Below are 12,006 nucleotides of genomic sequence, written 5' to 3' on the forward strand. Positions count from 1 at the left end.
CTCTTTCAGATTGGTTTTATTCAAAAGCTGTTTCTTTTAAATATTCTACCTTATGAAGACTAAAATCCTTATGGTTTGTTTAGGTAATATTTGCCGATCACCATTAGCCGAAGGTATACTTACCTCAAAATTAGATCCTACACGTTATGAAATACAATCTAGCGGAACTAGCAATTATCATATCGGAGGTCTCCCTGACCGAAGATCAATAGACATTGCTAAAAAATATGGAATAGATTTGACAAATCAACGTGCTGCACAATTTACTGTTGAAGATTTTGATAAATTCACCTACATATTTGCGATGGATCAAGCCAATAAAGATAATTTACAAAAACTCGCAAGAAACGATGAGGATAAACTAAAGATTCGCTTAATTATGGATCTGGTTTATCCTGATGAAAATGTAGAGGTTCCCGACCCCTACTATGGTGGAGAGCAAGGATTTGAAGATGTCTTTAAAATGCTTGACAAAGCTTCAGATATATTAGTAACACAACTGGAGCGTGGCACTCTTTAGATTTTGCCAAGTAAATTTTAAAAATTCCCAAGCACTTTTTTAAGACTGCAAAAGGTAGTTCTATCTGATTTACAAAAAAATTAGTACTATTGTAACCTATCAGAGTATAACATACATTGTTAATCATGTAATATAACCCAACTCTGTTACGTGATCGTTTTACAGACTAAATGTAATTGAATTTAACCGAAGAATGCCAAATAATAATCTATGGAATCAAAACCATTAAATCCAAAAGGTCGCTTATACTTAATTCCAACTCGTCTAGGAGATGATGTTCCCTTAGAAGTTCTCCCTATATCTATAAAAAAGGTTTTAGAACAGGTAAATCATTATATCGTTGAAAACGAAAAGCCAGCAAGACGTTTTATAAAAAAAATCAGTCCCAGCAAAGCGCAACGCTCCTTAATTATCAATACAGTGAATAAATACACCAGTGCTGAAGAGATGCCCGGGTTTCTGGCTCCCTGCTTTAACGGTGAATCGGTAGGATTGTTATCTGATGCAGGTTGTCCAGGAATTGCTGATCCAGGAGCAGAAATAATTAGAATGGCCCACGAAAAAGATATTCAGGTGACTCCTTTGGTTGGCCCATCTTCTATCTTACTAGCTATGATGAGTAGCGGTATGAATGGACAGAACTTCGCTTTTAACGGATACCTGCCCATAGATAAACAAGAACGCAAATCCACGATTAAATCCTTGGAGAGAATCTCATTAGAAAAAAATCAAGCGCAATTGTTTATTGAAACGCCTTACCGTAATGATAAGATGTTTGAGGATTTGAAAACTATCTTACATGCAAGCACACGGTTATGTATCGCTTGCGATATTACCCTGACTACAGAATATATTGTGACAAAAACTATCGAAGATTGGAAAAAAACACCAGTGGATCTACACAAACGCCCTGCAATGTTTATCATCCAAAGAGACTAATAGTAACAAACATACTCTACTGCGTATTCAACGGCATAAATTTGAACCCACACTTATTACCGAATTTAATCAGCAGATAGATACATTTTGAAAAGTAAAAAAGTTACAAACAAAACTAAAGTGTAGCTTTAGCTTTACGATTTGCAATAACATACGAAGTGTCATACCCGGCAAATCGCTTCATGTAGTAGCGTATAGTGGTTCCAAAAGCATCTTCAAAGCCAGACACTCCTCCACTACGCAAATACTCTTTAACAGCCCCAGGACCTGCCAAGTGAGCTGCCGCCAGGATACCGGACTCTGTTACCTCAACGCCATTCATTCTGCGTCCAACAAACCATTTGATATCACGACGTAAGACCCATTTATTTCTTGCTGAATTAGCGTAGAAAGCCTTTTCCTGAAGTTCTGGTGAATTTAGAAATTTCTTGGTATCTCTAATACCAATTAAGGCTAGTGTACCTTTTCCAAATTGATATTTACCCAGGTATCCAAATTGATTGATAACCCCGTAATCCCCTCTTGACTCTTTAAAAGCAACCGCTTCTTTAAAGCCTATGTAGGATTTTCCGAGATTTGGCGAAATAAAAGAATCTGATGTTGTTTCTTCAATTTCATTAAAATTAGGTGCTATGTATAACAGATCTAATCCTGAAGTACTGTATGCACTAAAATCGGTTGATTTTTTGGTTGTGAAACTAGGCAATAAACCTCCACCTACAAGTAACACTATCGATAATCCTAATACCTTTTTTATCATATAAAAAATTTCTAAGTAGCCATCAAAAGATGTCCCCATCTACTTAAATTTTTGCCGTGCAAATATACAATCTTTTTTTTGATAGGTCTTTATACTGTGTTAAAGTATTTATAATATTGATAAACAATGATTTACATCATAACCAACATGTGGTAAAATCAATGAGAGTGTCAAGGAAAACAGGGATTAACAGAAGCATGTATCTCTAAAAATAGACTTAGAAAGAAGGTATCACCAGCTATAACTTTGTTAAAACAATAGATAAAATTTATGATTCTCTTACAAAAGCTTTAAGAAAATTCCTACCTGTTGATTTTCTGCTTATTGATCCATTTTACGTACTGTGCTTTATTGCGATTATGTTGTGCCATATTTTTTGCAAACATATGATATCCGGGTTTTTCTACATTTGCTACAAAAAAGAAAAAATCATGCGATTCATGGTTCAAAACAGCGTCAATTGAAGATATATCCGGCATTGTAATAGGGCCCGGTGGTAGCGCTACATTTCTATAGGTGTTATACGGACTTTCTATTTCTAAATCTTTATACAACACTCTTTTAATTACCATGTCCCAGTCGTCATTCTTTTTTTTAATCGCATAAATGACCGTAGGATCTGCATCTAATTTCCAACCTTTTTTATAACGGTTCATATACACACCGGCTACACGAGGACGTTCATCCACACGCGCTGTTTCTTTTTGTACAATAGAAGCTATGGTAATAACCTCCTGTTTTGATAATCCAATAGCATTCGCTTTCGATTCGCGAGCGTCATTCCAAAAAGCGGTATATTCTTTATACATACGATCTCTAAAGCCTTCTGCCGAGGTATTCCAGAAAAACTCATACTTATTAGGAATATACATTGCCAAAGCATTCTCCAATGAAAAATTATGCGCCTTTAAGTAAGAAGTATTTTTAAAAGCTTTCAGTAGAGACAAACTATCCGCTTCTATTTGCTCTGATATACGTCCCGCCAGATTTTCTAATCGTTCTTGATTATTAAAGGTGACCTTAACAGGAACATTTTTACTCCTCAAAGTATTAACAATTTCATTATTATTCTGATGTTTATAGAGAATAAAATGACCAGCTTTGATGTTTTGGATATATCCTTTTCTTCTGGCTATTCTGTCAAAACTATATATATCTTTAATATACGGACTTATTAACTCAATAAACTCCGTATATGTAGCATCTGTAGGGATATATACTTCTGCTGTTTTACTTTCAAATTTGGTATTTGGAGAAAAAACAGCATCATACACATAATATGCAAAAACACTTCCGGCAATGATACCCATCAACCCAATAACTAATAAAATTTTCTTTATGTACATACTTTAATTAATTGATACAATATTTCGTCTTGAAACCCATCTTTATATCGATTCCAATCCTTTTTCACTCCAACTTTTAAAAAATCATTTGCCTCAAATAGCGTTCTGCTTCTAGTATTATTTCCAGACACATTGGCGTACAACTGATGCACATGTAAATATGCAAAACTATACTTTATTACTAACTGTAAGGCTTCAGATCCATAACCTTTACCTCTATTATTTGCATTGGCTACAACTATTCCCACTCCCACTCGACCATGTTTAGGGTTAAAATCATACAGGTCAATTAGCCCTAAAACTTCAGCATCATTTTTACAAATTACCAAACGTAGTTGTTTTGCTTCATAGATATCCTGATGTGAATTTTCCAGATATTGCTTTATTAAGAATTTTGAATACGGAGTCTGTGTTGAGCTTAGTTCCCAAATCTCTTCATCATTTTCTATTGTATATAAAAAATCAAGATCTGTTGGTTCCAAGGCCCGTAAATAAACTGACTCTCCTTTTAAGGTTACCATACAATTTCTCCTTTAAAAACAAACGTAGCTGGTCCGCTCAAAATAACATCCTTATAAGTGCCATCAGTATCCTTAGCAAATGAAACACTAAGATCCCCTCCCGGAGTATTTACATTGATAGTATTCAAAGCTGTTTTTTTAATTGCATGCATCGCCAGAGCTACAGCGGTTACACCCGTACCACAAGATAAAGTCTCATCCTCCACCCCGCGTTCATAAGTTCTCACCTTAAAAAAGTCTGGGGCCAGTTGTTGAACAAAGTTTACATTTGTTCCTTCTTCAAAATAGGGAGCTCCTCGTCTAATGGCTCTCCCTTCTTTAAAAACATCCACGCTAGCAACATCCGAAACCATACTTATATGATGGGGTGACCCCGTATTCAAAAAAAGATGAGACGCATAGACTTCTATATTGTTGACATCCTGCATTTGTAGGGTTACGATTTCATTTTTTACCGTAGCATAATGCTTCCCATCAATAGCAGTAAAAGTTGCTTTATCATCGATTAACCCTAATTTTTGAGCAAAAGCAACTAAGCATCGCCCTCCGTTGCCACACATTGAACTTTTATTTCCATCTGCATTATAGTAAACCATCTTAAAATCATCTTCGACATCTTCCGGATTCTCCAAAAGCATGAGACCGTCTGCACCAATACCAAACTTCCTGTCACAAAGTCTTGCAACATTTTTGGTATCATTTTTGGAGATTAATTGTTGTCGATTATCAATGATTATAAAGTCATTACCAGTTCCCTGATATTTATAAAATGTACACTTCATGGAATATGCTTAAACCGCAAAGGTACAAAGATTGTTGACATATTTTCATTGTTAAGATCGCGTTAAAATGTAATTAAATAATGTTTTAGTTGTAATTTTAAAAGTTAATCGTAGTCAATAACAATACAAGTTGAATCAAAAAAGAGAAAGAAGATGAAAAAATTTTTGAGCTTACTAATTGTGGCTGTACTCGCAGGAACCATTACGCTGGGTGCATATAAAATGTTTCTTGAAGAAGAAACTACTACAGTAGCAACAACATCTGCAGCACGTCCATCGTTTATACCCGCTTCATATACATCAACAGCTGGTTATACGCCGGCCAATATTGATTTTACCGTTGCTGCTCAAAAAACTGTAAATGCTGTGGTACACGTAAAGCAATATGGAACGACCCGCACACCGCGTAATTTAATGGAGTTCTTACGTAACGGTGGTGGTTCATCACAAGAACGTCGTATCCAAGGAGCAGGATCTGGTGTTATTATTACCGAGGACGGCTACATTGTAACCAATAATCATGTGATTGCTGGAGCATCAGAACTGGAAGTAACTCTCAATAATAATAAATCATACAAAGCAGAGGTTATCGGTACTTCTCCCCAATCAGATATTGCCTTGTTAAAGATTGAATCTAACGAAAAATTGACTTACATACCTTTTGGTGACAGCAACGCTGCAAAAATTGGGGAATGGGTTCTCGCCGTTGGTAACCCTTTTAACCTGACCTCCACCGTGACCGCCGGTATTATAAGTGCAAAATCGAGAGACTTAAATGAATATGATGATAACATTCAATCTTTTATACAAACAGATGCAGCTATAAATCCGGGAAATAGCGGAGGTGCTTTGGTAAATGGGAAGGGAGAACTCATTGGAATCAACACTGCTATCACTTCTCAAACAGGAAGTTATGTTGGTTATGCTTTTGCAGTACCTTCAAATAATGCCAAAAAAATCATAGATGATATCATCGAATTTGGCGAAGTACAACGTGGTATCCTAGGTATCCGTGGAGGTAATATAACTCCAAAGACTATGGAAGAATATGATCTGACTGAGTCACAAGGTGTATTTGTCGCATATGTCGATGAAGATAGTGGAGCTAAAAAGGCTGGATTAAAAGAAGGCGATTTGATAAAAGAAATTGACGGTTTACCTATTCGTAAATTTGCAGATTTGACAGGCTACGTAAATAGCAAACGTCCGGATGATATCATACAGGTGAAAGTTTTGAGGAAACGAAGAGAATTGACACTTCCGGTTACATTAACTAAATATGAAATTCAGGCGTATCATATCAAAGATGTAGGCGTAGAGGTTATTAATCCACCTAAAGGATATTTAGAAAAATTTAATCTTGATCATGGAGTAGTTATTAATAAGGCGCTAAGTCCTAGAATGCAACGTTATGATCTTAAAGGCATTGTGATTACAGAGGTTGACAATAAAAAAGTGAATTCTGTTTTGGAAGTAAAGAATATTATTGACAGTAAATCAGAAAATGAAGATATCATTATAAGCTTGGTGGATCGTAATGGAACTAAACGAGAGTTTATTTTTAATTAAACTTAAACGTTTTAAAACTAATCCCAATATATTATTTGTATTGGGATTTTTTTATACAAAAAACTTTCACGAAAACGTTTGAAATATATACTTTTGCACGAAATTTCATCATTGTAAAAACACAACACAGTATGAGCTCTAACGAAGTTTATGAAAAAGAATTAGCTTTCCAGGCAGACAGACGTCGTGCTACGGTAGCATTTATCAAAACAGTAAGTGACCTATGGTATGACAACTCTATCGAGTTGGTCTTATTCCGTAATCAGTTAATTGATAAAAATGTAAGCGAAATTCTCAATCTTCACGAATATGCGGGTGCATTTGTTCAAAAACCAATATCAATTTTTGATTCTGTAGAGATTGCACAAGCAATCAAATTAATGGATTTACCCCCGGCAAAATTAGATATAGGTAAACTTACCTATGAATATCATCTGGCCGAAAATCAATTTGAGTCGGCAGCTGCTTTTGTAATGGATAAACTGAAAGACGCTAAAGAATTTAAAACAATATCTCCCAAAGACGTAGTACTCTATGGTTTTGGTCGTATTGGTCGTTTGGTTGCTCGAGAACTAATGACCATCACGGGACGAGGTAGTCAGCTTAGGCTACGAGCCATCGTAACACGTGGGGCTATCACTCAAGATGTTTTAGAAAAACGCGCCTCTTTATTACGAAGCGATTCTGTACATGGAGATTTTGCAGGAACAGTAGAAACTGATTTAAAAAACGAAGCTCTATTAATTAATGGAACCACTGTACGTATCATAAGTGCAAACGCGCCAGAAGATATTGACTATACTGAGTACGGTATTGATAATGCTTTGGTAATTGATAACACAGGTGCATTTAGAGATAAAGAAGAATTAAGCAGACATTTAAATTCTAAAGGAGTTGACAAAGTTTTATTGACTGCTCCAGGAAAAGGAATTCCGAACATCGTTCACGGAGTGAATCATAAAGAACATAATCCTGATACTGTTGACATTTTCTCTGCAGCATCCTGTACCACCAATGCCATAACACCTATTTTACAGGTTGTTGAGGAGACATTTGGTGTGGTTAATGGTCATCTTGAAACGATCCATGCCTACACCAATGATCAAAACTTGGTGGATAATATGCATAAAAAATATAGAAGAGGTCGTGCCGCAGCCCTCAATATGGTAATCACAGAGACCGGAGCAGGAAAAGCAGTGTCAAAAGCCCTACCTAGTTTTGAAGGTAAACTTACATCTAATGCAATTCGGGTACCGGTTCCTAATGGTTCCTTAGCTATCCTAAATCTACGGTTAGGTAAAAATGCCTCTATCGATAGTATGAATGCTGCGATAAAAAAGTACGCTTTAGAAGGAAATTTGGTTGAACAAATCAAATACTCTTTAGATAACGAACTCGTTTCTAGTGATATTATAGGCTCTTCGGCACCATCGATATACGACAGCAACGCTACCATCGTAGATGCTTCCGGAGAAAATGCAGTGTTGTATGTTTGGTATGATAATGAATATGGCTACAGTCATCAGGTTATTCGCTTATCAAAATATATAGCAAAGGTGAGACGTTTTACATATTATTAAACTGAACTTAACGCAAATAAAACGGGGTGCTACAAAATTGTAGCACCCCGTTTCGTTTTATGAGTTTGTTAACTGGTTCCAACTTAAGGTTGTAGTATTTTGCACGCATAAAACCCTAACAATGTCCACAGAAGAGAAAAAAAAACGGAGTCAATTTAAAAAGAAACGCAATTACATTCCTTTTGTTATCATTGGTATTCTCGTTGCCATACGGGCATTCTTACCCTATTACATTGAACAACGTATTAATAATACCCTGGCAGCTATTCCCGGGTATTATGGCCAAGTTGAGGATGTTGATCTTGCGCTTTGGAGAGGCGGGTATATCATTGAGAATCTTTATTTAAATAAAGTTGATGCAGAAACACAAGTTCCGTTTTTGAATTTTCCAAAGACTGACATTTCTATCGAATGGAGATCGCTGTTTAAAGGGAAAATTGTCAGTGAGATAAGCATGTCAAATCCAGAGGTGATTTATGTTTTTGAAGACCAGCAGAAAACTACTGCTGATGATGCCAATGTTGACGATTGGACCAAAGCATTAACCGACCTTGTACCAATTGACATAAACCGGTTTGAAGTTAGTAAAGGAAAAGTAGCTTTTGTCCAAGTTACTTCAGAACCAACAATCGATTTACATATTAATAATCTAAATGTGCTTGCCGAAAATTTAAAGAATGTACTGAGAACAGATAAAAAACTTCCTTCTACAATAAAGGCTACCGGTGTATCTATCGGACAGGGAGATTTTTCGCTGGACGGTCAAATGGACATTTTTAAAGAAATTCCCGATGTAGATATCAATATGAGTTTAAAAAATGCCAATGCTACAGCATTAAATGACCTTACTAAACACTACGCTGGTATAGACTTTAATAAAGGTCAATTTGAGCTATATAGCGAAGTTGCTATTGCAGATGGATATCTAAAGGGATACCTCAAACCTATCCTCAAGAATAGTAAATTAGTAGGTAAAGAAGATAGTTTTTTGGGTACCCTATGGGAAGGATTTGTTGGATTCTTTAAGTTCATTTTAAAAAATCAAAAACAAAATACAATAGCTACTCGAGTTCCGATAGAAGGAGACTTGACCAAAGTTAAAGCAAGTGCTTGGTCTACCTTTTTTAATATTATTAAAAATGGATGGATAAAAGCTTACCAAGGTGATGTGGATAAAAATATAAACTATGAAGATGCTGAACGACCGAAGGATAAAAAATAGCAACAACCTGTGGTAACGAGTTAGTTAGAATAAATTTTAATATACTAAAACCAAATGGGCAGGAAACATCAGCATAGAACGTTAGTTTTTCTTGAAAAATGTTTCTAGTTCCTTACAATATTGTATATTTATTATCGTTAGTGAACGTAATTAATAATTCAACTAAATAACAACAATGACTTTACGCAAATATTTACTAGTTTTAGTTACAGCCCTATTCTTTTTTCAAGGTAGTTTTGCACAAGAAGAACAGGAGAATATGTCTGCCGAGGAAGCATTAAAACAAGCAAATATTGAAAATCAATTCAGTACCGTAATCAAAAAATCCGGTAGATATCAAGAATACAAAGTTGTGAAACGTGTTTGGATGGATCAACTTAAGGTAAACACACTTGATACGCTGAAGAGTCTAGAGAACAGTCTTGCCACTTCAAATCAACGGATTATGGATCAAGAGGCTAAGATTAATGAGTTGCAACAAACCTTAAGTACTACTAATCAAAACTTAGCTTCAATTACAGAGGAGAAGGATAATATGAGCTTTTTAGGAATCGCTATGACCAAGGCTAGTTACAAAACGATGATGTGGGCATTTGTAGCGATCATATTAGTACTGCTGGGATTCTTTATTTTTAAATATAAAAACAGTAACGCTGTTACTTTAGAAGCCAAGAAAAATCTGGCAGAAACAGAAACAGAATTTGAAGATCACCGTAGAAGAGCTTTGGAGCGTGAGCAAAAAGTGATGCGTAAATTACAGGACGAAATCAATAAGCAACGCAAAACAGGCGCTAAATAGTTTCTTTTCATAAGATTCTTTGCATCTTTGCAACCCTTTTGAAAAATATAAAAGATGCGCATTGATATCATAACCGTTGTACCTGATCTATTAAAAAGTCCTTTTGAAGCTTCAATTATGAAGCGATCCATAGATAAAGGCTTGGTTAGTGTACACTTCCATAATCTTAGAGATTATGTCACCGATAACTACAGACAAGTTGACGACTATCAATTTGGAGGAGGCGCCGGCATGGTAATGATGATTGAGCCTATTGATAAATGTATTTCGGCTTTGAAATCTCAACGCGATTATGATGAAGTCATATACATGACACCAGATGGAGAAACTTTAAACCAAGGCGGTGCCAATCAATTATCCTTACTAAAAAATATTATCATTCTTTGCGGACATTACAAAGGTGTAGACCAACGCGTAAGAGATCATTTTATTACAAAAGAAATATCAATCGGAGACTATGTCCTCTCAGGCGGTGAATTAGGTGCCCTCATATTGTGCGATGCTGTGATTCGTTTAATCCCGGGAGTATTAGGTAATGAAACCTCTGCCTTGACTGACTCGTTTCAAGATAACTTATTAGCTCCCCCAATATACACACGTCCTGCAGAATATAAAGGCTGGAAAGTTCCTGATATATTAACCTCAGGAAATTTCCCAAAGATTGAAAGCTGGAGAGAAGAGCAAGCATATCAAAGAACTAAAGAAAGAAGACCAGATCTACTTGACGATTAGATAATTATCTATAAAAAGTAATTTCACCAATCACTTGCATATTATCAAATATTATTTATTTTTGCACCCTGTTTGAAATAACCTCTGGCGAAAATCGCGAATGTTGTTTTGACATTAATAAAAAAACTACATCAAAATGGAAGATTTAGTAAAATTCGTACAAGACGAATTTGTAACGAAAAAGGAAATGCCAGAATTTGCTGCTGGTGACACGATTACTGTGTATTACGAAATTAAAGAAGGTGAAAAATCACGTACTCAGTTTTTTAGAGGAGTGGTAATTCAACGTAGAGGTTCTGGCGCTACTGAAACATTTACTATCCGTAAAATGTCTGGTACTGTTGGAGTAGAACGTATATTCCCATTAAACTTACCTGCACTTCAAAAAATTGAAGTTAATAAACGAGGTAAAGTTCGTAGAGCTCGTATTTTCTATTTTAGAGAACTTACAGGTAAAAAAGCTCGTATTACAGAGAGAAGAAGATAATAGCTTCCCTCTTAACATAAAAAGGCTACCCATGGGTAGCCTTTTTTTTTATGAACAATTGTTAATACCGTTCGTTCATAACATGTTGAAAATTAATCAAGTACAACCCCTTATTTTTTAAGTTTTTTTAGTATATTTATTATAATAAAAGATCACCGAATGACACTAGGATTTCGAGTCTTTTGTGACAATGTTCTTCGAACATTTTGGGTAACTTTACTATTGAGATTATATTATAAAAGCTAAAGTTATTTTTTTGCGTACATCCTTGAAATAATTTTAGGGCCATAGCTTGAAATCATTTCAAAATGAAACTCAAAGGAAAAAATAAAGCTTTGTCATCAATCCTAATAGTAAGATACATTTGACTGTCAAAGTCACTTTGATCATAATCATTAAAATGAATTATGGTAAAAACTTTTGATAGTTATTTTTGAATAGTTTTTCAATTGATTTAGAGTTAGTTGTTAAACGTTCAAAACTGTAAATTTTGTTGGTATAAGCAACATGAGTTCTTATTTAATAGTTTGTAAAAAAGCTAACAATATAAATTTGCAGAGGAAAGCCATGTCAAAATTCAATATTTTGGTATGGCTTTTTAATTTTACCAGACTGTTTGTCAACTTCTCATTCCTTTTAAAGAGACTACAAATCAAACCTTGAGGTTGCATTTACCTACTTAGATTTGTATATTCGCGCTCGGAAAATCATTTCATATTTGTATTTATTTTGATTATTTATATTTTCAA

12 protein-coding genes are annotated in these 12,006 nt (G+C 35.1%); 8 read left to right on the forward strand and 4 right to left on the reverse strand.

Translation table 11 applies throughout. The features are described from left to right. The first annotated feature begins 52 nt into the window (after positions 1-52). Both BD809_RS11705 and BD809_RS11710 read left to right on the forward strand, forming a co-directional pair. Positions 53-520, forward strand: coding sequence for a low molecular weight protein-tyrosine-phosphatase (locus BD809_RS11705; RefSeq protein WP_148783159.1), 468 nt, complete (start codon positions 53-55; stop codon positions 518-520). Positions 521-730: 210 nt separating this feature from the next. Further along, positions 731-1,459: an SAM-dependent methyltransferase gene (locus BD809_RS11710; protein WP_148783160.1), complete on the forward strand. Its 729-nt coding sequence runs from the start codon at positions 731-733 to the stop codon at positions 1,457-1,459. 115 nt (positions 1,460-1,574) lie between these two features. On the opposite strand, the gene BD809_RS11715 is transcribed toward BD809_RS11710, so the two are convergent. From BD809_RS11715 to dapF, 4 genes are all read right to left on the reverse strand, one after another. Next, on the reverse strand, positions 1,575-2,258 hold the full coding sequence (locus tag BD809_RS11715) for a peptidoglycan-binding protein LysM (protein WP_246131524.1): 684 nt from the start codon (positions 2,256-2,258) through the stop codon (positions 1,575-1,577). 263 nt (positions 2,259-2,521) lie between these two features. Beyond that, positions 2,522-3,565 carry an endolytic transglycosylase MltG gene (gene mltG, locus BD809_RS11720; protein WP_148783161.1) on the reverse strand — a complete coding sequence of 348 codons (1,044 nt, stop codon included), beginning with the start codon at positions 3,563-3,565 and terminating at the stop codon, positions 2,522-2,524. Continuing rightward, positions 3,556-4,086 (reverse strand): GNAT family N-acetyltransferase, encoded by a 531-nt coding sequence (locus BD809_RS11725; protein ID WP_148783162.1) that lies wholly within the window; start codon positions 4,084-4,086, stop codon positions 3,556-3,558. Before BD809_RS11725 ends, mltG begins: the two co-directional genes overlap by 10 nt. Continuing rightward, on the reverse strand, positions 4,080-4,868 hold the full coding sequence (dapF, locus tag BD809_RS11730) for a diaminopimelate epimerase (protein WP_148783163.1): 789 nt from the start codon (positions 4,866-4,868) through the stop codon (positions 4,080-4,082). The genes BD809_RS11725 and dapF overlap by 7 nt, the downstream gene beginning before the upstream one ends. Positions 4,869-5,021: 153 nt before the next feature. On the opposite strand from dapF, the gene BD809_RS11735 reads away from it, so the two are divergent. From BD809_RS11735 to rplS, 6 genes are all read left to right on the forward strand, one after another. After that, on the forward strand, positions 5,022-6,437 hold the full coding sequence (locus tag BD809_RS11735; protein ID WP_148783164.1) for a S1C family serine protease: 1,416 nt from the start codon (positions 5,022-5,024) through the stop codon (positions 6,435-6,437). 131 nt (positions 6,438-6,568) lie between these two features. Further along, on the forward strand, positions 6,569-8,017 hold the full coding sequence (locus tag BD809_RS11740; RefSeq protein WP_148783165.1) for a glyceraldehyde-3-phosphate dehydrogenase: 1,449 nt from the start codon (positions 6,569-6,571) through the stop codon (positions 8,015-8,017). Positions 8,018-8,138: 121 nt separating this feature from the next. Beyond that, positions 8,139-9,239 (forward strand): DUF748 domain-containing protein, encoded by a 1,101-nt coding sequence (locus BD809_RS11745; protein WP_148783166.1) that lies wholly within the window; start codon positions 8,139-8,141, stop codon positions 9,237-9,239. A 175-nt stretch (positions 9,240-9,414) separates the two neighbouring features. After that, the gene (locus BD809_RS11750; protein WP_148783167.1) at positions 9,415-10,038 is read left to right on the forward strand and encodes a tRNA (guanine-N1)-methyltransferase; all 624 of its coding nucleotides are present in this window, start codon (positions 9,415-9,417) and stop codon (positions 10,036-10,038) included. A gap of 54 nt (positions 10,039-10,092) precedes the next feature. Continuing rightward, positions 10,093-10,770 carry a tRNA (guanosine(37)-N1)-methyltransferase TrmD gene (gene trmD, locus BD809_RS11755; RefSeq protein ID WP_148783168.1) on the forward strand — a complete coding sequence of 226 codons (678 nt, stop codon included), beginning with the start codon at positions 10,093-10,095 and terminating at the stop codon, positions 10,768-10,770. A gap of 136 nt (positions 10,771-10,906) precedes the next feature. Further along, positions 10,907-11,257 carry a 50S ribosomal protein L19 gene (rplS, locus tag BD809_RS11760; protein ID WP_148783169.1) on the forward strand — a complete coding sequence of 117 codons (351 nt, stop codon included), beginning with the start codon at positions 10,907-10,909 and terminating at the stop codon, positions 11,255-11,257. The last annotated feature ends 749 nt before the right edge of the window (positions 11,258-12,006 follow it).

It is taken from the genome of Aquimarina intermedia (assembly GCF_008124785.1).
Lineage (GTDB): Bacteria > Bacteroidota > Bacteroidia > Flavobacteriales > Flavobacteriaceae > Aquimarina > Aquimarina intermedia.